This window comes from Mangrovimonas futianensis (assembly GCF_021245805.1).
GTDB lineage: Bacteria > Bacteroidota > Bacteroidia > Flavobacteriales > Flavobacteriaceae > Mangrovimonas > Mangrovimonas futianensis.
This window is the reverse complement of the sequence record NZ_JAJJNF010000001.1, coordinates 1-24,769: the sequence shown is the minus strand read 5'-3', so window position 1 is coordinate 24,769 and position 24,769 is coordinate 1. Positions and strand designations below refer to the sequence as shown.

Genomic DNA, 24,769 nt, shown 5'->3' with positions numbered 1-24,769 from the left:
AATTATTTTCAGCCCTTTTTTTTTGTGTATATTTAATTGATATAAAGTCAATTACTATTGAAGTGTCTTCCAATTTCCATGGTGTTTTTTGACTTTTGTCTGGTTTATTAATTAACATTTTAAAAAAGCACTTATGAAAATGAAAACAATTTTAAGTATTTCGATTGGGATTTTTAGTTTGTTCAGTTACTCCCAAATGCCTTCTACCAGTCCTTATGAGGCTTTAGGACCAACGGGACCAACAAAAATTGAAAATGGTATTGAGGTGCCCATTGACATGAGAGGGGGAATGGCATCGGATTTGTTAGCTAATTTTGAAGGACCTACCGATATTCAAAATTTAGAAGCCCTCTTGGATGATAATAGTAAATTTGGAAGGTTTGTCAATGCTAAAACGGGTATTGACGTCAAGGATGCTTTCTTGTTTGACAGTCAAAAGGGGAAAGTTAAAATCGTTACAAAAAGTGGAAAAGGCTATATGATTCAGGGAGCAAACTATAATTTAGTTAGTGATCAGCTTTTCGTTCCAATTGGTCAAGGAAAAGTATTTACCTTCAATAATTATGATATTCGATTTTTTGAGAAGAACGGAGATAAATTTGTGTTTCTTCCAAAAACCAATGAACTACATCAGGTTCTTTATATAGGTGAAAAAGCCATTCTATTTCAAAAGTTCAAAGTTGTTTTAAAAGAGGCTTCAGTAAACCCAATGACCAAGGTTGTTACCAAACCGGCATATTATGATAAGGAAGAGATTGTTTTGGTTAAAATTGGAGATGAATTTATTGAAGTCCCTAATAATAAGAAGAAATTTGCCGAGTTATTCCCAGAACATTCCGCTGAACTACTTAAGTTTATAAAGGATAACAAAATATCATTAAAAGATTCTGAACAAGTAAAAAGAGTTGCTAGCTACTATGATACATTGTAGTTGGACATCTTTCTCACATAATTAAAGGGTAAACATTTTAGTTTATCCTTTTTTTTATGCAATTTTGCAAAACTTTTCTAAACAAATGAAATACAACAAGCGAGAAAAAGCAATTATTCTATTGGCTGATGGAACCATTTTCTATGGAAAATCAGTAGGCGGTAAAAAGGGAACTTCTTTTGGTGAGGTTTGTTTCAATACTGGAATGACTGGGTATCAAGAAATTTTTACAGATCCTTCTTATTTTGGTCAAATTATGGTTACTACCAATGCACACATTGGTAACTACGGGGCTAATGATGAAGAGGTTGAGTCAGATTCAATAAAGATTTCTGGTTTAGTATGTAGAAATTTCAGTTATGATTATTCTAGGGAGGACGCTGATTCATCCTTGCTCGAGTTTTTAAATAAATATAGCCTTTTGGCTATATCTGATGTAGATACAAGAGCTTTAGTAAGTTATATTAGAGACAACGGTGCTATGAATGCTGTAATTTCAACTGAAGTAGATAACATTGAAGGATTGAAAAAGCAGTTGGCTGAAATTCCAGATATGAATGGTTTGGAATTGTCATCAAAGGTATCTACTAAAGAGCCTTATTTCTATGGAGATGAAAATGCAAGTATCAAAATTGCAGCTTTAGATATTGGAATAAAGAAGAATATTTTAAGAAACTTGGCAAGTAGAGATGCTTACATTAAAGTATATCCATATAATGCCAGTTTTGAAGAAATGGAAGCTTGGAATCCGGATGGGTACTTTTTATCCAATGGTCCAGGTGATCCTGAACCTTTGAAAGAGGCGCAAGAGGTTGCAAAGGAAATTATCAAAAGAGATTTACCTTTGTTTGGTATCTGTTTGGGACACCAAGTTATTGCATTGGCAAACGGAATTTCCACTTATAAAATGCACCATGGTCATAGAGGGATCAATCACCCTGTAAAGAACCTAATTACTGGTAAAGGAGAAATTACTTCTCAAAATCATGGTTTTGCTGTCAATAGGGAAGAAGCAGAAAAGCATCCCGATATTGAAATAACACATATTCATTTGAACGATAATACAGTTGCTGGTATTAAAATGAAGAATAAGAATTGCTTCTCGGTACAATACCACCCAGAAGCAAGTCCTGGACCTCACGATGCATCCTATCTTTTTGATCAATTTATAGAGAATATCAAAAATAAATAAAGAAAAACCTCAAAGATTTTAGCCATTCTTTGAGGTTTTTTTTATTCGAAAACAATGTAGTTAGATTATTACATAAATATGCCTTGTGAAGGTGCAAAAAGGCTGGTAATTTCGTAAATTTGTTAAGGAAATTAATTTTATAAAAAGAACATTATGAGCATGATAACCAATATTCACGCGAGACAGATTTTAGATTCCCGTGGAAACCCTACTGTTGAAGTAGATGTGATAACTGAAAATGGTATTTTAGGTAGAGCTGCAGTGCCTTCGGGAGCATCAACAGGTGAACACGAAGCGGTAGAGCTAAGAGATGGTGGGAATACCTACATGGGAAAAGGAGTATCTAAGGCAGTTGAAAATGTTAACACAGTACTTGCTCAAGAATTATTAGGTGTTTCAGTTTTTGAACAAAACCTAATTGATAGAATGATGATAGAATTGGATGGAACGCCTAATAAATCGAAATTAGGAGCAAATGCTATTTTAGGAGTTTCTTTGGCAGTGGCTAAAGCTGCTGCTAACGAATTGGGAATGCCATTGTATCGTTATGTTGGAGGAGTGTCTGCAAATACACTTCCCGTTCCAATGATGAATATTATCAACGGAGGTTCTCACAGTGATGCGCCTATTGCATTCCAAGAATTCATGATTATGCCTGTTAAAGCGAAAAACTTTACACATGCGATGCAAATGGGTACTGAAATCTTCCATAACTTGAAAAAAGTATTACACGATAGAAATTTAAGTACAGCTGTTGGGGATGAAGGAGGATTTGCTCCTACCTTGGACGGAACAGAAGATGCTATCGAAACGATTGCTAAAGCAGTTGAAAATGCAGGATATAAATTTGGCGAAGAAATTAAAATTGCTTTAGACTGTGCTTCTGCTGAATTCTATGAAGATGGTGTTTACAACTACGCTAAATTTGAAGGAGAAACTGGTGTCACCAGAACAAGTAAAGAACAAGCTGAATATTTAGCTGAATTGGTATCTAAATACCCAATTATCTCTATCGAAGATGGTATGGATGAAAACGATTGGGAAGGATGGAGTTACTTAACTGAATTGGTAGGTGATAAAGTACAGTTGGTAGGAGACGATTTATTCGTAACTAACGTAGAGCGTTTATCAAGAGGAATCGAAAACGGAATTGCAAACTCAATCCTTATCAAAGTAAACCAAATTGGGTCTTTAACTGAAACTATTGCAGCTGTTAATATGGCTAAAAATGCTGGTTATACTTCTGTTATGTCACACCGTTCTGGTGAAACAGAAGACAACACAATTGCTGATTTAGCTGTGGCTTTAAATTGTGGTCAAATTAAAACAGGATCTGCGTCTCGTAGTGATCGTATGGCCAAGTACAACCAATTGTTGAGAATTGAAGAAGAGTTGGGTGATGTAGCCTATTTTCCTCAGGAAAAAGCATTTAAGGTGAAGTAAACTCATTTACATACAACACGGAAAAAAGGTCTACAATGCAAATTGTAGGCCTTTTTTTATTAACTTAAAGGAATTCTTTTATAAAAAATGCTTTTCTATGTAAAATAACCAATCATGAAACATACATATTTGTTATTCGTTCTCTTCTCCCTAAGCGTTCAATCACAAATAATCAATTTCCCAGACCAGACCTTTAAAGATCAGTTGCTGGCATCTTCACCATCTAATCAAATAGCTAAAAATCTTTCCGGAAGCTGGTTTCAAATAGATGCCAATAGTGATGGTGAAATCCAGGAATCGGAAGCGTTGGAAGTGTCATATATCTCAGTTTCAGGCTACACAACAGAAGTTAATAATTCAATCCTTAATGATATCACCGGAATTGAATATTTTACTAATTTAACCCATCTTACATGCTCCCCGCATGAAATTAGTTATGTTGATTTAAGCCAAAATACATCTTTAACTTATTTAGATTTTTCTGAACCGCTTTCAAGTACGTTGAATTGGTATACTTTAAATGAATTGGATGTAACAAATTGTTCTAATTTAGCTTATCTGGATATCTCGGGGAATGGATTGGAAAGTATTGATTTAAGTCAAAATGTGAATTTAACAACTTTAAAGGCAAGTTATAATGCATTTATGGAGTTGGATATTTCTCAAACAGAAATCAATGAATTCTTCATTCAGGGTAATTCATTACCCTATACCTTCATCGGTAATGAGGAGTTGGAGGTGTTTGCTAATTCTTTTGGCAAGTTAGGTCATTTGGATGTTTCTCTTTGTTCAGATTTATTGTCTATTTTTTTAGAGGATGTTGGAATCCATTCCATAAATTTAGGATATCACCCTCTACTAACTTGGATATATTTAAGTGTTTCGTCAAATTTCTCTGAAATTGATTTGTCGGCATTTCCTAATCTTGAAAATTTTAATTTAGAAGAATATTGGGAGGAGGATGATTTTTTTGTTCTTACCCACCTTGATTTTAGTGACAATTTCCAACTTCAAGATATTTCAATATCTTCCTCTAGTTTGGAGTCTGTTAATCTAAAAAATGGTATCTCGGAGGAGACTATTGATATTTATAATTATTCATCTTCTAGTTTAAATTTTATTTGTGCAGATGAATTTCAAGTACTGGAGCTATCGGATATTTTTGGTGATGAAGTGGTAGTTCACCCTTATTGCAGTTTCACACCCGGAGGAAATTACAACACAACCACTGGTCAAGTTCTATTTGATTTAAACAATGACGGATGCCAAACGGGAACCGAATCTTTTTCCAATGTTTTGATACAGGTGGAGTCAGAAGATTCAGAAGAAGTCAGTTATGTGAATTCTGGAGGGAATTATTCGTTTTATTCCCAAAATGGCTCTTTTATCCTTACACCCTCCATAGAACATCCAGACTGGTTCAATATTTCTCCAGAAAATGCCATTGTAGTATTTGAAGACAATCTTAATAATACTACCTCTCAAGATTTCTGTATTTCAGCTCTAGGGACTCACCAAGATTTAGAGGTGGTATTGACTCCAATAGGTAATGCCCAACCGGGTTTTGATGCCGATTATGAATTGATCTATAAGAACAACGGCAATCAAATGACCTCTGGACAAGTCAGTTTGTCTTTTGGTTCCTCCCTGATGGAGTTGGTATCGGTATCGCAGGAACAAAACGACTTAAATGATGGGGAGTTGATATGGAATTTTGAGGACTTATTGCCTTTTGAGTCGAGAAGTACTTTTGTTACTTTTAACTTAAATGCCCCTACAGAGACACCTTCTCTCAATATTGATGATGTTCTAACATTTTCGGTTGAAATTGTTGGAGCTCAAGAAGATGAAAACCCTGATGACAATAGCTTTGAATTGAACCAAACGGTAGTCGGAGCCTTTGATCCCAACGATAAGGTTTGTTTGGAAGGGGATATAGCCCCAATAGAAAAAATAGGCGACTATTTGCATTACACCATCAATTTTGAAAATATAGGAAATGCAGCAGCTACCTTTGTGGTTATTAAGGATGTCCTCAATGAAAGTGACTACAATTTAAATTCTTTACAGATTCTGTCTGCTTCCCACTCTATGGAAACAAGGATGGAAGGAAATCTACTGGAGTTTTATTTTGACAATATCGATTTAGGTCCAGAAGAGCAGGGTCATGTGTCCTATAAAATAAAGACCTTGGAAAGTTTGGAGGTAGGTGACACAGTGAGCAATTCGGCAGAAATTTATTTTGATTACAACCTACCCATAGAAACCAATGAGGCCATCACCAGTTTTGAGAGTCTTTCATTAATCGAGAATACAGCCCAAGAAGGAAGCATCAAAATATTTCCTAATCCAACTTTCGGAGAGGTAATGATTGTATCCCCGTCATCGCCAATACAATTGTTAGAGGTTCTTGATATGAATGGCAGAATACTGAATTCTTTAGAATTAAATAAAAGGCGAACGATATGTGATTTATCTGCTTATCAAAAGGGAGTATATTTTGTTAAGATTAAAACTCAAGACGGAGTCTATGGTTCCAAGGTGATAAAGAATTAATAAAAATTGGAGTAATCTAATTATTAATATAAAAAAACTAACCAATCATGAAACACACATATTTGTTATTCGTTCTCTTCTCCCTAAGCGTTCAATCACAAATAATCAATTTCCCAGACCAGACCTTTAAAGATCAATTGCTGGCATCTAACATAGATACAAATAATGATGGTGAAATTCAGGTATCTGAAGCCCAAGAGGTGTCCACTTTATGGGTTTCTGGGCCCTCAGATTCTGATTATATTACTGATTTAACCGGGATTGAGGCTTTTACTAATTTGGTCAACTTTAGTTGTTATCAACACAATATTGATGAAGTTGATTTAAGTCAAAACACTCTCTTGGAGCACATAAATTTTGTTCATCCTGATTATGACGAATATTTAAATCCGACACCTAATTACTTAGGCAGTTTAAATATATCCGGATTGACAAACCTAGAAACCTTAAATATTATTGGAAATAATATGGTAAATATACAGTTTGGCCAGAACGATAATTTGTTGTCTTTCTATACTGAAAACAATGCTTTTTCCGGTTTAAACATTTCCCAAACAGGAATTACTGAATTAACTATATCGAATAATAATTCAACTAATATCAATAATGAAAATCCCTTTTTGTTAATCGGTAATGAAGAATTAACTCAATTATCTACTGTAGGTCTAAATGGCGACCCAATTTCTCCTCCCATCTATGGGTCAATAATTTTAGATTTAACTAATAGCGCCAATATAGAGTCTGTTGATGTTGGAGGTTTCTCCCTAGAATCCTTACTCCTGGCTAACCACCCCAATTTAACTTTTTTTAGAGCAACAGGTTCTCTAACATTAACTGACTTGGATCTAAGTCCTTTCCCAAATTTAGAAACATTGTCTTTAGGTTTGGGAGGAAACACAATGGTAAATACAAGTGAATGTGAGTATTTGGAACATTTAAGTATAGGAGGAGGTAGTAATCCCGTATTGGATTTAAGTCAAAATTTAAATCTGCAATTTATTCAAGTCGGAGGGATTTCTGGAGATTTAGATTTGAGCCAGAATATTCATTTAGATACAATTAATGTGATAGATTCTAATTTAAATTCAATAAATATGAAGAATGGAAGTTCAGAAGAAACTTATTTATATTTTAATCCATCTTTGGAATTTATTTGTGTAGATGAAGAACAGTATGATGATGTGTATTTAGATGCAACTGATGATGGTCTGCCTGTTCCAACCCCAATAGTCACTACCTATTGCAGTTTTACACCCGGTGGAAATTATAACACAATCACAGGTCAAGTTCTATTTGATTTAAACAATGACGGATGCCAAACTGGAACTGGAACGGTTTCTAATGTCCTGATACATGTAGAGTCAGATGGAATGGAAGAGGTAAGTTATGTGAATTCAGGAGGGAATTATTCGTTTTATTCCCAAAATGGCTCTTTTATCCTTACACCCTCTATAGAACATCCAGACTGGTTCAGTGTATCTCCAGAAAGTGCGACGTTTGAATTTTGGGGCAGCCTTAATAATACCACCACTCAAGATTTCTGTATTTCTCCTCTAGGTACTCACCATGATCTGGAAGTGGTATTGACTCCAATAGGTAATGCCCAACCGGGTTTTGATGCCTATTATGAATTGATCTTTAAAAACAATGGCAATCAAGTGACCTCTGGACAAGTCAGTTTGTCTTTTGATGCCTCCTTGATGGAGTTGGTATCGGTATCGCAGGAACAAAACGACTTAAATGATGGGGAGTTGATATGGGATTTTGAGGATTTATTGCCTTTTGAGTCGAGAAGTACTTTTGTTACTTTTAACTTAAATGCTCCTACAGAGACACCTCCTCTCAATATTGATGATGTTCTAATATTTTCGGTGGAAATTGTTGGATCCCAAGAAGATGAAAACCCTGATGACAATAGCTTTGAATTGAACCAAACAGTGGTTGGAGCCTTTGATCCCAACGATAAGGTTTGTTTGGAGGGAGACATAGCCCCAATAGAAAAAATAGGCGACTATTTGCATTACACCATCAATTTTGAAAATACAGGAAATGCCGCCGCTACTTTTGTGGTTATTAAGGATGTCCTCAATGAAAGTGACTACAATTTAAATTCCTTACAGATTCTGTCTGCTTCCCACTCGATGGAAACAAGGATGGAAGGAAATTTACTGGAGTTTTATTTTGACAATATCGATTTAGGACCCGAAGAGCAGGGGCATGTGACCTATAAAATAAAGACCTTGGAAAGTTTGGAGGTAGGTGACACAGTGAGCAATTCGGCAGAAATTTATTTTGATTACAACCTACCCCTAGAAACCAATGAGGCCATCACCAGTTTTGAGAGTCTTTCATTAATTGAGAATACAGTCCAAGAAAGAAGTATCAAAATATTTCCGAATCCAACTTTCGGAGAGGTAATGATTGTATCCCCGTCATAGCCAATACAATTGTTAGAGGTTCTTGATATGAATGGCAGAATACTGAATTCTTTAGAATTAAATAAAAGGCGAACGATATGTGATTTATCTGCTTATCAAAAGGGAGTATATTTTGTTAAGATTAAAACTCAAGACGGAGTCTATGGTTCCAAGGTGATAAAGAATTAATAAAAATGGAGTAATCCAATTATTAATATAAAAACTAACCAATCATGAAACATACATATTTGTTATTCGTTCTCTTCTCCCTAAGCGTTCAATCACAAATAATCAATTTTCCAGACCAGACCTTTAAGGATCAATTGCTTGCAGCTAATATAGATACAAATAATGATGGTGAAATACAAGTATCTGAAGCCCAAGAGGTAACTTCACTTTCTGTTTCAGGTTATTATGATGTATATGGTAGTACCCTAACCGATATAACAGGTATCGAATATTTTGTAAATCTAACGCATTTGATTTGCTCTCCTCATGAAATTAGTAGTGTTGATTTAAGCCAAAACACGGCATTGATTCATGTGGATTTTTCCGAACCTTTTTCAAGTGTGTTAGATGTCGTTTCATTAAACGAAATTAATGTTTCTGGTTGTAGCTCATTGGAATATTTAAATGTATCTAACAATAATATTCAAACTATTGACTTGAGCGGAACATCAAGTTTAGAAACCTTAATCATTTACAATAATCAAATGGAAACTATTGAATTAGGTCAGCAAAATAATTTGGTCTCTTTGGGTGCTTCAAATAATTCGTTTAGTGAACTTGATATTTCTCAAACAGCCATTAACGATCTGAATATAGCAGGTAATAGTGAATCATTCTCTTTAATATGCAACGAGGCAATTACAGAAATTTCTGCAGGTGAACCTGGGTCTGGTAATTTAAATTTGGTTGATATAGACCTTTCTAATAGTCCTAATATAGAATCTCTTGATTTGATGGAATATCGGGTAAATTCAATTTTTTTAGGAGAAGATCATTCAAATTTGACCCACATGAGATTTTATGCCTCAGATTTTTTATCTAGTTTGGATCTCACCTCATGTCAAAATTTAGAATTTTTAAGTTTGGAAGGGATCACTAATTTGGAGCTTACAGAAGTTCCAAGCTTGCTTAATCTTAGCCTTGGTGGGATAGCTGCTTTAGATTTGTCATATTGTCCTAATTTAGAAACATTGAGTATAGGAGGGCCTATAACTAGTTTAGATTTTACTCCGGTTATTGGAAATTTGGAAAGCTTAAGTATAGGAGGTAGTTGGAGTACTATTGATTTGAGTCCTTGTGTTAATCTCGTGGATTTGACCTTTGGAGGTGCTAATTTAACTACTTTGGATTTAAGTCAGCTACCGAATTTAGAGAGTATTACGATGGGTAATGCACCTTTAATTGAATCCTTAATTGTCGGTGAGAATCCTAACTTAAGTAGTTTTGAAACCTATATGTCTGATGCCCCTCTTGATAACCTTGATTTAAGTCAATGTGTTAATTTACAGTCTGTACAAATTTTATTTAGCAATATCCAATCATTGAATATTAAGAATGGAACTTCAGAAGAATTTCTAAATTTCTATTCAAATGAAGACTTAATCTTTATATGTGCTGATGAAGAACAATTAGATTTAGTTTATGCAGAGGCTAATTCAGATGGTTGGTTAAATGTTCCTTTAACTGTTTCTTCTTACTGCAGTTTTACCCCCGGTGGAAATTATAACACAATCACAGGTCAAGTTCTATTTGATTTAAATAATGACGGATGCCAAACGGGAACCGAATCTTTTTCCAATGTTTTGATACAGGTGGAGTCAGAAGATTCTGAAGAAGTCAGTTATGTGAACTCTGGAGGGAATTATTCGTTTTATTCCCAAAATGGCTCTTTTATCCTTACACCCTCTATAGAACATCCAGAATGGTTCAACATTTCTCCAGAAAATGCCATTGTAGTATTTGAAGACAATCTTAATAATACTACCCCTCAAGATTTCTGTATTTCACCTCTAGGGACTCACCATGATCTGGAAGTGGTATTGACCCCAATAGGTAATGCCCAACCGGGTTTTGATGCCTATTATGAATTGATCTTTAAAAACAATGGCAATCAAGTGACCTCTGGACAAGTCAGTTTAAATTTTGATGCCTCCCTGATGGAGTTGGTATCGGTATCTCAGGAACAAAACGACTTAAATGATGGGGAGTTGATATGGAATTTTGAGGAATTATTGCCTTTTGAGTCGAGAAGTACTTTTGTTACTTTTAACTTAAATGCCCCTACAGAGACACCTTCTCTCAATATTGATGATGTTCTAACATTTTCGGTAGAAATTGTTGGAGGCCTAGAAGATGAAAACCCTGAGGATAATAGCTTTGAATTGAACCAAACGGTAGTCGGAGCCTTTGATCCCAACGATAAGGTTTGTTTGGAGGGGGATATAGCCCCAATAGAAAAAATAGGCGACTATTTGCATTACACCATCAACTTTGAAAATACAGGAAATGCCGCCGCTACCTTTGTGGTTATTAAGGATGTCCTCAATGAAAGTGACTACAATTTAAATTCTTTACAGATTCTGTCTACTTCCCACTCCATGGAAACAAGGATGGAAGGAAATCTACTGGAGTTTTATTTTGATAATATCGATTTAGGTCCCGAAGAGCAGGGGCATGTGTCCTATAAAATAAAGACCTTGGAAAGTTTGGAGGTAGGTGACACAGTGAGTAATTCGGCAGAAATTTATTTTGATTACAACCTACACATAGAAACCAATGAGGCCATCACCAGTTTTGAGAGTCTTTCATTAATCGAGAATACAGCCCAAGAAGGAAGCATCAAAATTTTTCCGAATCCAACAAATGGGGTTGTTGAAATTGCTTCTTCATCATTGCCTGTAAAATCGTTGGAGGTTTTGGATATAAAGGGTCGACGTCTTAGTTTAGCAGAGTTCAATGAAATGCATGTTCAATTAGATTTGGGATCTTATAAAAATGGCATGTATTTAATAAAGATTCAAACAGTTAAAGGATTTCATTTTGCTAAGGTTATTAAGAATTAAATTTAAATAATGGACGCTTAATCTTTTGACTGAATGCGGGTTATTATTTTCTTAATAACTGCCTATTTTTTTGTATCAATTTTAATGATATCTTAATTAACAAAACCTTTACTAACTTTCTTCTTAAATAGTCAGATATTTCGTAAATTTGAGCCTGCTGAAAAAATTAATTTACACTTTAAAATAATAATATAAAAATGTCAGATAAAGCTACAATAGAAATTGATGGTGAAAAATATGATTTTCCTCTTATAGTTGGTACTGAAAATGAAGTTGCCATAGATATCAAAGCACTCCGATCTATTACTGGTGGAGCCATTACAATTGATCCAGGATTTAAAAATACAGGTTCATGCGAAAGTGCTATCACTTTTTTGGATGGAGAAAAAGGAATTCTAAGATATAGGGGATATGCCATTGAGGAACTAGCTGAAAAAGCTGACTTTTTAGAAGTTGCTTATCTTTTGATTTTTGGAGAACTTCCTACCAAAGAACAGAATGAAAAATTTCATGCAGACATCAAAGCGGAAGCTGTTGTCGATGAAGATGTAAAGAAAATTATAGACGCTTTCCCTAAGTCGGCACACCCTATGGGAGTTATTGCATCTTTAACAAGTGCGTTAACTGCTTTTAACCCATCTTCTGTGAATGTGAATTCAGAAGAAGACATGTACAGAGCTATCGTTAAAATATTGGGTAAATTCCCTGTGTTGGTGGCTTGGACGATGCGTAAAAAACAAGGTTTACCTTTAAATTACGGAAGTGATTCAATAGGTTACGTAGAAAACATCTTAAAAATGATGTTTGAAAAACCTAACCATACCTACGAACAGAACCCTATCTTAGTTAATGCTTTAGATAAGTTATTAATCTTACACGCAGATCATGAGCAAAACTGTTCAACATCAACCGTAAGAATCGTAGGATCTTCTCATGCAGGATTGTTTGCTTCTTTATCAGCTGGGATTTCTGCGCTTTGGGGACCATTACATGGTGGAGCCAATCAAGCTGTTCTTGAAATGTTGGAGGGTATCAAACAAGATGGAGGTGATACTAAAAAATACATGGCCAAGGCTAAGGATAAAGACGATCCATTCCGTTTGATGGGATTCGGACACCGTGTTTACAAAAACTTTGATCCAAGAGCCAAAATTATTAAGAAAGCAGCTGATGAAGTATTAGGAGACCTTGGTGTGACAGATCCAGTTTTAGATATTGCTAAAGGATTGGCAGAAGAAGCATTAAGTGATGACTATTTCGTACAACGTAAATTGTATCCAAACGTAGATTTCTACTCGGGTATTATCTATAGAGCCATGGGAATCCCGGTAGAAATGTTTACTGTGATGTTTGCTTTAGGTCGTTTACCAGGTTGGATTGCTCAATGGAGAGAAATGAGACTTCGCAAAGAGCCAATTGGACGTCCTAGACAAGTTTACATTGGTGAAACTCATAGACCGTTTGTAAACCTAGAAGATAGATAAACTTTTTAAAATGTTAATAATGAAAGCTTCATAAGCAACTATGAAGCTTTTTTTGTATTCTTATTTATGCTACAATTAAACGTAAAGAACGAAACATCTAGATTAAGAGCTGTTGTCTTAGGTACCGCTGTAAGCAATGGTCCTACACCAACAGTGGATGAGGCTTATGACCCTAAGTCCTTAGAACATATTTTGGCAGGAACTTATCCATTAGAGAAGGATATGGTCAGGGAAATGGAAGCCGTAGCCAGGGTATTTGAAAAATATGATGTACAAGTTTTTAGACCTCACTTAATAGAAGATTGTAATCAAATTTTTGCACGAGATATTGCTTTTGTTATCGATGATTATTTTATAAAAGCCAATATTTTACCTGATAGGGAAAAGGAATTGGATGCGATTCAATATGTCGTTGATCAAATAGACCCCCGAAAAGTAATCAGACCACCAGAAGAAGTGCATATTGAAGGAGGGGATGTTATGTTGTGGAATGACCATATTTTTGTTGGTACTTACAAAGGTAGCGACTACCCGAATTACATAACGGCCAGAACCAATATGCAAGGGGTTCAGTTCATTAAAGATATGTTTCCTAACAAAAAAGTGAAAGAATTTGATTTAGTAAAATCTAAAATTGAGCCGAGAGATAATGCGCTTCATTTAGATTGTTGCTTTCAACCTGTAGGAAAAAATAAGGGAATCATCTATAAAAGCGGTTTTAGAGAAGAAAGCGATTATATGTATTTGGTTGATTTGTTTGGAAAGGAAAACCTATTTCATATTACAAGGGAGGAAATGTACCACATGAACAGTAATATTTTTTCAATAGCTGATGATGTTGTGATTTCCGAACAAAATTTCACGAGGTTAAACGCATGGTTAAAATCAAATGGATTTACAGTCGAAGAGGTGCCCTATGCTGAAATTGCTAAGCAGGAAGGTTTATTACGCTGTAGTACAATGCCACTAATTAGGGACTAATTCACATGACATATAATGGTGACTTCGGCTTCTTCACCAACTTTAAAAGTGCCGATGTCTTCACCAATCTTATAGTCAAAGCGGTTAACAGCAAAGCTGCCTTCAAAGGTGTTATTTTTGAAACCAAAGGGGATTGTTACAGTTTTGGTAACACCATGAATGGTTAAATCTCCTGTGGTTTCAAAGCCATCTTTTGTTTTGGATACCGATTTTGAATTGAAGCAAATAGATGGGTAGGTTTCTACTTCAAAAAAGTCTGGACTTTTTAAATGAGTATCACGTTTATTATTATCTGTGTCAATACTTGCTGCTTCGATGCAAATATCAAATTTGGAAGTATTTAATTGAGTAGAATCAAATTTAAAATCACCTTTCATTCCTGAAAAAGTTCCCTTAACTGTGAAAAGGCCTCCACCCTTAATCTTAAATTCCACTTTAGACTTTTGGTTATTAATAGACTGTTGAGCTTGGATATTAATTGAAAATACCATGGTTAAAACACACAGAACTAATCGGATCTTTTTCATATTGTTGATGTTACGGTTTACTTAAAATTAAAAAAAAAGGAACCACATTTACGTAGTTCCTTTCTTATAATTTAGTTAAAGTTTTGTGCTTAAGCCATTTCCACAAACAAACCTTCATCAGTTTTGTTCACTTTGGCAATACCATTTTTAGTAAGACCTTTGATGGTTTTATCCCACTTTTTATTGCTCAATCCAGACTGTGTTTTTAACTGGTTCAAATCAATAGGGCTTTGTCCTTTCAAAATGTTGTATACCCCTTTTTCATCCTCGGTCATTTCTGGAGCCTTTTTCTCTGGTTTCATTTGCGGGAAGAATAGTACTTCTTGTATCGATTGGTTGTCAGTCAAAAACATGATCAAACGATCCATTCCAATTCCCATTCCAGAAGTAGGAGGCATACCATATTCCAAAGCACGCAAAAAGTCATAATCAATAAATTGGGTTGCTTCATCATCACCTCGGTCAGCCAATTTTAATTGGTGTTCAAAACGTTCTCTTTGATCAATTGGGTCGTTTAATTCGGAATACGCATTAGCTATTTCCTTTCCACAAACCATCAATTCAAAACGTTCAGTTAGTTCTGGATTGTCACGATGTTCTTTACACAACGGACTCATTTCTTTTGGGTAATCTGTGATGAACGTCGGTTGGATGTAATTGCCTTCACATTTTTCACCAAAGATCTCATCAATCAATTTTCCTTTACCCATGGTGTCATCAACTTCAATGCCCATGCCTTGAGCCGCTTGCCTAATCTCATTTTCTGTTTTGCCAGTAATATCAAAACCAGTAAACTCCTTAATGGAATCGGCCATGGTCACACGCTTGTAAGGTGCTTTGAAATCTATTTCATGATCTCCAAAAGTCGCCTTGGTTGTTCCATTTACAGCTGTTGCACAATGTTCCAACAATTGCTCACAGAAATCCATCATCCAATTATAATCTTTATAAGCGACATAGATTTCCATAGCTGTAAACTCTGGGTTGTGTGTTCTGTCCATTCCTTCATTTCTGAAGTTCTTAGAAAACTCATAGACACCATCGAATCCACCTACAATTAATCGTTTCAAATAAAGCTCATTGGCTATTCTCATATATAAAGGAATATCCAAAGAGTTGTGATGCGTTACAAATGGTCTAGCTGCCGCTCCACCAGGAATGGGTTGTAAAACTGGAGTTTCAACTTCAAAATAACCAGCATTGTTAAAGAAATCACGCATCGCATTAAATAGCTTAGTACGTTTTACAAAGACTTCCTTCACATTTGGGTTTACAACCAAATCGGCATAACGCTGCCTGTATCTTAATTCGGGGTCGTCAAATTTGTCGTGTACATTCCCTTCAGCATCAACTTTAGGTAATGGTAAAGGTTTTAAAGCTTTACTTAAAAGCGTGAAATCCTTAACCATGATGGTTTTTTCACCCACCTTTGTCTTAAATAATTCACCTTCAATACCGATAAAATCCCCGATATCCAGCAATTTTTTATAGACATCATTGTATTTGCTTTTATCATCACCAGTACAAATTTCGTCTCGGTTAAAATACACTTGAATTCGTCCTTCACTATCTTGTAATTCTGCAAAACTGGCACTTCCTTGTATACGTCTGGACATCAATCTACCAGCAACCACAACCTTCTTTCCTTCCTCGAAATCAGACTTTATTCCCTTGGACGTCTGTTTTACAGGAAATAAATCTGCAGGGTATGGGTTGATACCTAACTCGCGTAATTTGGCAAGTTTGTCTCTTCTTACGATTTCTTGTTCAGATAACTGTGACATATACTATTATTTGTGTAATTTTTGAAGGCACAAAGATAACTAGTATTCATTACTATTTCAATTTATTATATTGGAAAATCCTGTAACAAGTCATCTTGTTTTTCGACAAATGAGTACATCAATCAATAAACTAAATTATTATGAGTTTTTGGAGAGTATTACTTTCTATCATTTGCCCACCTTTAGCCGTATTGGATAAGGGTTGCGGTTCTATTTTAATAGTCTTTTTATTATGGCTTTGTGGCTGGGTTCCTGGAGTTATTGCTGCATTGGTTATTTTGAATAATCCTAAGTCTTAATTTGTATCTTTGTACCAACCTTAAAATTTACAAATGAAACAGCTATTTTTTACCCTAACTTTTGTCGCTATACTTTTATTAACCAGTTGTCAATTTTCAGAAAACATTTATATTCAAGAAGATGGATCTGGAAAAATGACCTTTAGCATGGATGCGTCTGAACTAATGAAGATGGCTGGGGACGAGATGTCCAAGGACGGTGAGAAATCGATAGATTCTATTTTGTATTTTAAGGATTTTCTGGAGGCTAAAAAAGACAGTATTTCAAAATTAAGCCAAGAAGAGCAAGAGAAATTAAAAAACCTTGAGGCTTTTGGAATGCACATGGTTATGGATTCCAAAGAACAAACCATGAAGTTTGATTTGTTCTCAGATTTTAATTCGATTTCAGAATTGGATGACCTTTTTAAAGCCATGAATAATGTGAGTAATTTCCAAGGGGAAGGAGGCGTGGATACTAAAGATACAAGTAATCCTTTTTCTGCCATGGCAAATGCAAATGGATCAGAACTTACTTATAGCCTTAAAGGAAATTTGTTTAAAAGGGAGACGGTGATGAAAGATCAAGAAGTATACAAGACTTTGGTTGACAGTATGGGAGATTTGACTCCTATTTTGGCAAGTTCAACCTATAAGTTGAATTATCATTTCCCTAGAAAAATAAAGTCAGCGTCTCATGAAGATGCGTTGTTTAGTGAGGATAAAAAGACCATGACCCTAGAGTTAAATTTTATGGATTATTTGAAAAATCCGGAATTGTTAAACGTGGAAGTGGAACTAGAAGATGAATAGATGAATAAAAAAGTTCAATTACAGGAGTTAGGAAGAAGGGATTATAAGGATACATGGGACTACCAGGAATCCTTATTTCAGGAAATAGTTGATGTGAAAATCAAAAATAGACGGGAGGAAACAACTCTTGAAACTCCCAACTATTTTCTTTTTGTAGAACATCCGCATGTTTATACCTTGGGTAAAAGTGGCGACATCTCCAACTTATTAATTTCTGAACAGCAATTAGCAGAAAAAGAGGCAGCCTTTTACAAAGTAAACAGAGGAGGAGATATCACCTACCATGGTCCAGGACAGATTGTAGGATATCCGATTTTGGATTTAGATAATTTCTTTACTGATATTCACAAATATCTGCGACTTTTAGAGGAAATGATTATTCTCACACTAGCGGAATACGGATTAAAGGCGGAAAGAAGTGAAGGAGAAACGGGAGTTTGGCTGGATGTAGGAACACCTTTCGCTAGAAAAATTTGTGCCATGGGCGTAAGAGCGAGTCGCTGGGTAACCATGCATGGATTTGCTTTAAACGTAAATGCAGATTTGGGCTATTTTGACAATATGATTCCTTGTGGAATTAAAGGTAAAGCCGTAACGTCTCTAAATATGGAGCTGGGTAAAAAGGAGATTGATATGGAAGAGGTGAAATCCAAATTGTTAAAGCATTTTACTGAGCTTTTTGAAGCAGAATTTATTTCAACAAATAAGGAGATTTTAATTTAACCCCAGAGATTATCGATTACCTTCCTCACAAGGAACCCTGCTCATTTGATCTGAGTAGGTACCTGTGTCTGGATTATAAACGGGATTACTTACTTGTATGTAGCAATCATCATCTTTACAACTTTGTAAAGCAAGCGCAGATAAAATGAGAATAGGAAAGAGGTAACGAACTTTTTTCATGTTAGTGCTCTTTTATTAAAAAAGGGTCATTATAAATTTAATGAATTATCCCTCTGTGTTGAAATAAACTTTATAGTAATGCATCTTTTTTTCTTCGTCATAGCCTCGTTCTAAATACTCCTCCGAAGCATCGGGAGCATCAATATCCAGTTTTATTTGAATATTGGTATCAAGTTTTATTTCGGTTTTTAACTTTCGCTTTTCCTTTTTTACTACAGCTTCGGCCACGTCAAAGTGATTTCTAACCACAATATCGAGCTCACTTTCAAAGCTCTTTTTGTAATTGTCAAAGAGCTCTTTGTGTTTGTCTTCAAAAAACACCTCGTCTTTGAAGTCTTCCACATCCACACTTTCATGTTCCTTGAAGTAGTCAATAGTTTTGGCCAAAAAGGTACTTTGCTCTTGATTGCCATAAGAAGTCTTCAAAACTTCCTCAGAAAAATCTCTACATAATTCAATATAAGTTTGGGTGTGCTGATTAGCATCATCGGCAAATTTGATATTCAAAAATTGCTTGGTCCAATATTGCGCATCATAATTATTGTTGTCGGCGCTCAAAATAATACGCCCTTCAGCATCGCTTTGATTTAAAATCAAGCACCCCTTATCAACTTTTTTTGAATTTATTCCTTTTTGAACAACCACATCATAACTGCTATTTTCTAAATAGGTTTGAAAGAAGTCCACTTTATTCTCTATTTTAAAGATGCCAACAGCATTGGTTGTGATTTCATTGTATTCAATACCCTCAAATAAAACTACCAATACATCTCCCGTTTTTATTTGTGCAGAATTAGATTGCTCAAAAAGATGCTCAACAATATGTTTGGAAGTTTCAACAAAATGATCGTCATCTTCAAAAATTTGAGAACTATAGGTGTTGATCTCATTTAATGCAATACTAGCATGGTGGTTGAACCTATAACTCTGAACCACACTTCCAAAAGGGCGTAATAAAAATGGGAGCATTAAATCGTAACTGGCATCATCAAATCTTACAATATCTTCAGAAAAAGCATTTTTGGTATGGTTAAACTTATTACCAACTTTATGAATGATTAACTTAGAGATTGAGGCTTGGGAACGCTTTATCATAGCTTGAAAAGATTAATTGATTTGGTAAATTAAGATGGAGTTATTTTCTCCTTGGGTAACAAATTCCAAATTTCTGTCTTTGTCGATGTTGTCTAATGCCATTTTTGAAGTTCCATAAACTGGGAAATTATTAATAGGTTTGGCATTACTGTCAAATAAATAGACTTTTTGGGTTTGCAAATCAGTTACAGTCACATAGATTTTGTCATTTAAGTAGAAGATATCGGGATCGGTATAATTTCCAAAATCAAGTTCTATGGTTTTATCCTTAATAGTCAATCTATTCTCAGACATTGCAACTAATGTTTTGGAAGTTGTTACCAATTTGTGATGATCGGTCAGTTTTAAATCTCTTGATGCCGTATTTCCACTTTGATCAATAGTAACCAAAATACCGTCTTTTGTTGTAGTTATGAATTTGTTTTCGAATTCATAGATGCCGGTATCTGAATACTGGTATTGATTTTTCGGGGTTACCCTTGTTTTTCCAACGCGGTCTTGAATGTAAATTTTGTCTTCTGTTTGAAATAGGAGGTAGTCTTTATTTCCTATTCTTATATGTTGCGGAGCATGTACTAGGTTCTTTTCTGTTCCTTTGAAATTGAATCCTTTTACCGATTTCCCTCTACCATCAACCATATAGATTCTGTTACCCTGGGTAATGATTAAACGATATTTTTTGTTATTGTCATAGTCAAATACAGCTAATGGCTGGGTAATATCGTCATTGAATTTTAAAGGGAAAGGATCTACTTCCTTGCCATTGCGATCCAAAACATAAACCCGATGTGGGGTGGCAAAAGCTAATTGAAGCCTTCCATTTTTATACATGTCTATTTGACTAATTTGACCAAGTATAGGTCCATGTAGTTGCTTTTTCCAAAGAACCTTCCCAGAATTGGAAATAAGATAAAGGTTGTTCTTAATATCTTGAACTACTATTTCCTTCTCTTTTGTGATGTGATTTGATACAAACTTGGGCTCATTAATAAGGGCAGCATCAAGTTCTATTGAAAATTCTTCTGAAATGGAATTGTCAACAGCCTTTGTTTTGGCCTTTTTGAAAATACCATTAATATGTGCGAAATCTTGATCGTAGATAAATTGAATGGCAGAAACCTTATATTGGTTTAATTTAAATGCTTGTTCTTCATTAAGATTTTTTTCGAAGAAGTTACTTAGGGTTTCCTGGTTCCCTACCATTAAAAGTGAAGACTCGTCACTTAACTGCATTTTGATATCCTCATAATAGTCTCGATGAGATAAGGTGGTATTATTTTGAAAGTTGACTATAATGTTTTGTAAAAGTTCGTAACTATCTGAAAAAACAAAAAACTGATTTAACTGGCAATATTTGGTGGCCGTTGAATAGGGTGCTAAGCTTCCAAAAGATTGATGAAATAATTCTGGATATTTAAACTCATGGATTTCCGCTTGTCTATAGGTTTCTATCAAGGATGATTCTAGAGATTCTAAAGTAGATAGGTCGTCTAGGGAATTTAAAACGACAGCTTGGTCATTTCCTTCAAAAATAAGACCTACCTCTATAATATTATCAAAGAGGGAAGTTTCTACTTTTAGGGAATCTGCGATTTCAGGTAATCTCAATTGAGGTTTCAGTTGGCTGTAGTTTGCGAAAGTGAAACTTAGAAAGCCATCGCTATTAGCTGGGGTGATTTTGGCCAATTCATTTTCTTGGGGTTGAATGCCTTTAAACTGATTGATGAAACTTTTTGTAGAATCAGTTGCTTTCGTTACACCATTATATATAACAGCATCTTGATTCAAGTCTATATCTAAATTATAGTATGAACTAAAGGACGCTGAAGAAATAGAGTCTAGATAGAAAATGTTTTGAGGAATGGAATGATTCTTATTATTTATGAAAACGGATAAATCAGAACCACTGTTTGAAGAGTTTAGTAATTCTAACCATTCACTTCCTTTGATGTTAGATTTAAGGCAGTTTTGAAGTAAATCTAATGTGGACGCTCCAATAAAAATACTGTCTTTGATTACACTATATAATATGTGTTGGTCAATAGTGGTTTTGGAAAAGGTAAAACCTTGATCTGTGATGGTCTCTAATTTATGATTCGGTAAAGAATCGATTTGGAATAAATATTTATTGAGGTGAGTAGCTAGGCTATATTGTAGGCTATCATTTTGATCATGAATGAAGCTTAATAAAATTTCTTCCTCTGTAGAAAAGTGCTGAATCAAATCCAACTTGTCGGTTAAGTTTTGGGAAACCTCCGAGGAAAAAAGGGATTTTAGAAGGTCATTATTCTTTAAGGAGCTTTTTAATCCTTCTAATTGGTTAATTCTAAAAACAAATTCTGGTTTTTGGGGTAAATAGTCTAAAGGTTGCCTTTTTGAAGATTCTTTGGAGCAACTAAAAACAAGCACCACAAAAAGAATGGCATATTTTAGGTTTTTCATTAAAGAGGGTTTGTGCAAATATAATTGTTATAGGTCTAACTTTAATTGTTCTGGAAGTAGTTTGAATGATTTTCTGTGGTAGTTTGTCGGCCCCAATTTTTTTATGGCTTCCCTGTGTCTTTTGGTTGGGTATCCTTTATTTTTTTTCCAATCATATTGAGGGAATTCTTCATGAGCCTGTTCCATATAATCGTCACGGTAGGTTTTTGCCAAAACAGATGCAGCTGCAATCGATAAATATTTACTGTCTCCTTTAATAATAGTGTCAAAAGGAACTTCATTAAAGGGTTTGAATCGGTTGCCATCAACAATGATATATTCCGGTGTTATCTTTAATTGCTCAATGGCCCGATGCATTGCCAAAATGGAGGCATTCAAAATATTGATGGCATCGATTTCTTCAGGGAAAACATGAGCCACACCAAATGCAAGTGCTTCTTGTTCAATAATAGGCCTAAGGAATTTCCGTTTCCTTTCAGATAATTGTTTGGAGTCATTCAAAAGGTTGTTTGAAAAGTCATTTGGTAAAATAACGGCCGCCGCCGTCACCGGACCAGATAAGCAACCTCTCCCTGCTTCATCTGTTCCACATTCAAATTTAAATTCAGAATATTTCAGCTTGAGCATTTAAATAATTCTTAGTATAATCGCGTTATGATAAATTGTACATACCTTTGCAAGGTCTGAAAAATTATTATGAAGAAGATATTTTTAGCACTTTTTTTGTTTGGTTTTGGCCTTTCTACATATTCGCAAATAATTCAATCAACAGATGGCCTAACTCCAACTGGAGATTACGATGAAAACCAACAAAGAAGAGGGTCTACAAAAAGTACCTCCAATAAGAACATTATTAATTATGATGCTAAAATTGAGCAGTATCTTATAATATCTCCAGAACGAGATACGACTCATGTGGATACTTCTTTAACAATAAAAAAAGAATATAAGTGGAACTACCTTAGGAGAGATGCTTTTGGGTTGCTGAAGTTTAATAATGTTGGGCAAACATATAATACCTTAATATATAACTTAGATAATGAAAAACTAATGCCACTTTTTGGTGCAAGGGCAAGACATTTTAATTATATGGAGATTGAGGATATCAATTATTATCATGTGCCTACACCATTTACAGAACTTTATTATAAGTCGGCATTTGAGCAAGGGCAACAGGTTGATGCCTTCTTTACGGTTAATACGTCCAAGCAGTTTAATTTTTCTGTGGCATATAAAGGACTACGGTCTTTAGGTAAATACCAACATATATTGACCAGTACGGGAAACTTTAGGTTTACCTCCAGTTATGATTCTAAGGATAAAAGGTACTCGGCCAACGGACATATCGTTATTCAGGATTTGTTGAATCAAGAAAATGGAGGGATACGGGATGATAATATCATATATTTTGAATCCGGTAATCCCGATTTTAAGGATCGAGGTGTATTTGATGTAAACTTTGAAAATGCGGAAAACATATTAAAAGGAAAGCGCTTTCATTTAGATCACACATATAAATTAATCCAAGAAAAGGATTCGATTTCTGATAGTTCCTTAAAAGTAGGAAATGTCATTTCATTTGAAGACAAGTATTATGAATTCAACCAAAGTGCAGCCAATGAGTATTTCGGTGATGCATTTCAAGCAAGTAATTTAAGAGATCGGGCTACTTTAGAAGATTTTCATTTAGGAGCTTATGCAGAATATAGAAACGAACTTCTCGGTGATTTAAGATTCCAGGCTGGAATGGATGACTTCAACTATGGATATGACAAGCTAGTTATCTTAAATGAAGAGGTCATCACCAATAGGCTTAATGGAAAGGTATATAATATAGGAGGAGGTTATACCAATAAAATTGGAAGATTTAATATAAAAGGAGATTTTGGTTTAAACGTGGCGGGAGACTTTGATGGTAACTTTATAACGGGACAGGCTACTCTTAATATCATAGATGATATATTATTGTCTGCAAAGATCAATCATAGTTCCAAAGCTCCCAACTATAACTTTCTGCTTTATCAAAGTAGTTACAAGAACTATAACTGGCGAAATAACTTTAATAATGTAAAGACTCAAAACTTACAATTTGGAATCTTGTCTCAAAAATGGGCTGAAGTACTGGTTGATATTTCCACTATTACAGATTATGCCTATTATAAAAAGGAGGAGACTTCAGATTTAGTTAAACCCTTTCAGAATAATAGCACAATTGGATATTTGAAGGTTCAATTAAATAAGGATGTGAAGTTAGGTAAGTTTGGAATAGATAACTCTATAGTATACCAAACTATTGAAGATGACAGCCAGGTATTCAATGCTCCAGAATTTGTAACACGCAACACAGTTTATTATCAGAACCATTTCTTCAGAAATGCGTTGTTCCTGCAAACGGGAGTCACCTTTAATTATTTTACCGAATATTATATGAATGCTTATGATCCACTTTTGGCAGAGTTCTATGTTCAAACAGATCGTAAGTTTGGAGGTTTCCCTATGTTTGATTTCTTTATCGATGCGAAGGTTAGAACGGCGCGCATTTATTTTAAGGCAGAACACTTCAATTCAGCGTGGACTGGATACGATTATTATTCCGCGCCAAACTACCCATACAGAGATTTTATACTGCGTTTTGGTATTGTTTGGAATTTCTTTTTATAAGGTTTTTCAAAACAAAGATTTTTTCTTATCTTGTAAAGCTCTGAAAATCAATCTTTGATTTTCAATTTCAAAAAAACTTCAAAAAAAGGTTTGGAAAAGTTTGTTGGATAGGAAAAAAGGGTGGTATATTTGCACCCGCAAACGGGGAAACCGGGAGCGTAAGTTCATAGAAAGTTTGAGATACTGGGGTT

The 24,769-nt window shown here is 34.9% G+C and carries 19 protein-coding genes; 13 read left to right on the top strand and 6 right to left on the bottom strand.

Annotated elements, in window-relative coordinates:
* The first annotated feature begins 139 nt into the window (after positions 1-139).
* The 9 genes from LOK78_RS00090 to LOK78_RS00055 all read left to right on the top strand — a co-directional run bounded on the left by LOK78_RS00090 (position 140) and on the right by LOK78_RS00055 (position 14,075).
* Positions 140-931: a hypothetical protein gene (locus LOK78_RS00090; protein ID WP_232633075.1), complete on the top strand. Its 792-nt coding sequence runs from the start codon at positions 140-142 to the stop codon at positions 929-931.
* Between the two features lie 85 nt (positions 932-1,016).
* Entirely contained in the window at positions 1,017-2,123 is a 1,107-nt protein-coding gene (carA, locus tag LOK78_RS00085) for a glutamine-hydrolyzing carbamoyl-phosphate synthase small subunit (protein ID WP_232633074.1), read from the top strand.
* A gap of 153 nt (positions 2,124-2,276) precedes the next feature.
* On the top strand, positions 2,277-3,566 hold the full coding sequence (gene eno / locus LOK78_RS00080; protein WP_166957326.1) for a phosphopyruvate hydratase: 1,290 nt from the start codon (positions 2,277-2,279) through the stop codon (positions 3,564-3,566).
* Between the two features lie 114 nt (positions 3,567-3,680).
* Positions 3,681-6,122 (top strand): T9SS type A sorting domain-containing protein, encoded by a 2,442-nt coding sequence (locus LOK78_RS00075; RefSeq protein WP_232633073.1) that lies wholly within the window; start codon positions 3,681-3,683, stop codon positions 6,120-6,122.
* Between the two features lie 47 nt (positions 6,123-6,169).
* Positions 6,170-8,560, top strand: coding sequence for a DUF7619 domain-containing protein (locus tag LOK78_RS00070; protein ID WP_232633072.1), 2,391 nt, complete (start codon positions 6,170-6,172; stop codon positions 8,558-8,560).
* Between the two features lie 9 nt (positions 8,561-8,569).
* Entirely contained in the window at positions 8,570-8,728 is a 159-nt protein-coding gene (locus LOK78_RS16800; RefSeq protein ID WP_369127601.1) for a T9SS type A sorting domain-containing protein, read from the top strand.
* Between the two features lie 44 nt (positions 8,729-8,772).
* Complete coding sequence (locus LOK78_RS00065; protein ID WP_232633071.1) at positions 8,773-11,610, top strand: T9SS type A sorting domain-containing protein; 2,838 nt, start codon at positions 8,773-8,775, stop codon at positions 11,608-11,610.
* A 197-nt stretch (positions 11,611-11,807) separates the two neighbouring features.
* Positions 11,808-13,094 carry a citrate synthase gene (locus LOK78_RS00060; RefSeq protein ID WP_232633070.1) on the top strand — a complete coding sequence of 429 codons (1,287 nt, stop codon included), beginning with the start codon at positions 11,808-11,810 and terminating at the stop codon, positions 13,092-13,094.
* A 66-nt stretch (positions 13,095-13,160) separates the two neighbouring features.
* Complete coding sequence (locus LOK78_RS00055; RefSeq protein ID WP_232633069.1) at positions 13,161-14,075, top strand: dimethylarginine dimethylaminohydrolase family protein; 915 nt, start codon at positions 13,161-13,163, stop codon at positions 14,073-14,075.
* On the opposite strand, the gene LOK78_RS00050 is transcribed toward LOK78_RS00055, so the two are convergent.
* Both LOK78_RS00050 and lysS read right to left on the bottom strand, forming a co-directional pair.
* On the bottom strand, positions 14,072-14,602 hold the full coding sequence (locus tag LOK78_RS00050) for a YceI family protein (RefSeq protein ID WP_232633068.1): 531 nt from the start codon (positions 14,600-14,602) through the stop codon (positions 14,072-14,074). The two genes, LOK78_RS00055 and LOK78_RS00050, sit on opposite strands and share 4 nt — an antisense overlap.
* Positions 14,603-14,691: 89 nt before the next feature.
* A complete protein-coding gene (gene lysS, locus LOK78_RS00045; RefSeq protein WP_232633067.1) occupies positions 14,692-16,386 on the bottom strand; it encodes a lysine--tRNA ligase in 1,695 nt (564 codons plus the stop codon).
* Positions 16,387-16,526: 140 nt separating this feature from the next.
* Between lysS and LOK78_RS00040 the strand changes: the two genes are divergently transcribed.
* The 3 genes from LOK78_RS00040 to lipB are packed head-to-tail and all read left to right on the top strand — an operon-like array spanning position 16,527 to position 18,200.
* The gene (locus LOK78_RS00040; protein WP_082316562.1) at positions 16,527-16,685 is read left to right on the top strand and encodes a YqaE/Pmp3 family membrane protein; all 159 of its coding nucleotides are present in this window, start codon (positions 16,527-16,529) and stop codon (positions 16,683-16,685) included.
* A 33-nt stretch (positions 16,686-16,718) separates the two neighbouring features.
* Entirely contained in the window at positions 16,719-17,477 is a 759-nt protein-coding gene (locus LOK78_RS00035) for a hypothetical protein (RefSeq protein ID WP_232633066.1), read from the top strand.
* A complete protein-coding gene (gene lipB / locus LOK78_RS00030) occupies positions 17,478-18,200 on the top strand; it encodes a lipoyl(octanoyl) transferase LipB (RefSeq protein WP_232633065.1) in 723 nt (240 codons plus the stop codon).
* A gap of 9 nt (positions 18,201-18,209) precedes the next feature.
* On the opposite strand, the gene LOK78_RS00025 is transcribed toward lipB, so the two are convergent.
* Genes LOK78_RS00025 through rnhB form a run of 4 tightly spaced genes read right to left on the bottom strand, consistent with a single transcriptional unit; the run spans position 18,210 to position 22,544 of the window.
* Positions 18,210-18,380 carry a hypothetical protein gene (locus LOK78_RS00025; protein ID WP_157492110.1) on the bottom strand — a complete coding sequence of 57 codons (171 nt, stop codon included), beginning with the start codon at positions 18,378-18,380 and terminating at the stop codon, positions 18,210-18,212.
* A gap of 45 nt (positions 18,381-18,425) precedes the next feature.
* A complete protein-coding gene (locus tag LOK78_RS00020; RefSeq protein ID WP_232633064.1) occupies positions 18,426-19,475 on the bottom strand; it encodes a nucleoid-associated protein in 1,050 nt (349 codons plus the stop codon).
* Between the two features lie 12 nt (positions 19,476-19,487).
* A complete protein-coding gene (locus tag LOK78_RS00015; protein WP_232633063.1) occupies positions 19,488-21,917 on the bottom strand; it encodes a ribonuclease HII in 2,430 nt (809 codons plus the stop codon).
* A gap of 27 nt (positions 21,918-21,944) precedes the next feature.
* The gene (gene rnhB, locus LOK78_RS00010; protein ID WP_053971538.1) at positions 21,945-22,544 is read right to left on the bottom strand and encodes a ribonuclease HII; all 600 of its coding nucleotides are present in this window, start codon (positions 22,542-22,544) and stop codon (positions 21,945-21,947) included.
* A 69-nt stretch (positions 22,545-22,613) separates the two neighbouring features.
* Between rnhB and LOK78_RS00005 the strand changes: the two genes are divergently transcribed.
* Positions 22,614-24,578, top strand: coding sequence for a putative porin (locus tag LOK78_RS00005; RefSeq protein WP_232633062.1), 1,965 nt, complete (start codon positions 22,614-22,616; stop codon positions 24,576-24,578).
* Positions 24,579-24,769: the final 191 nt, after the last annotated feature.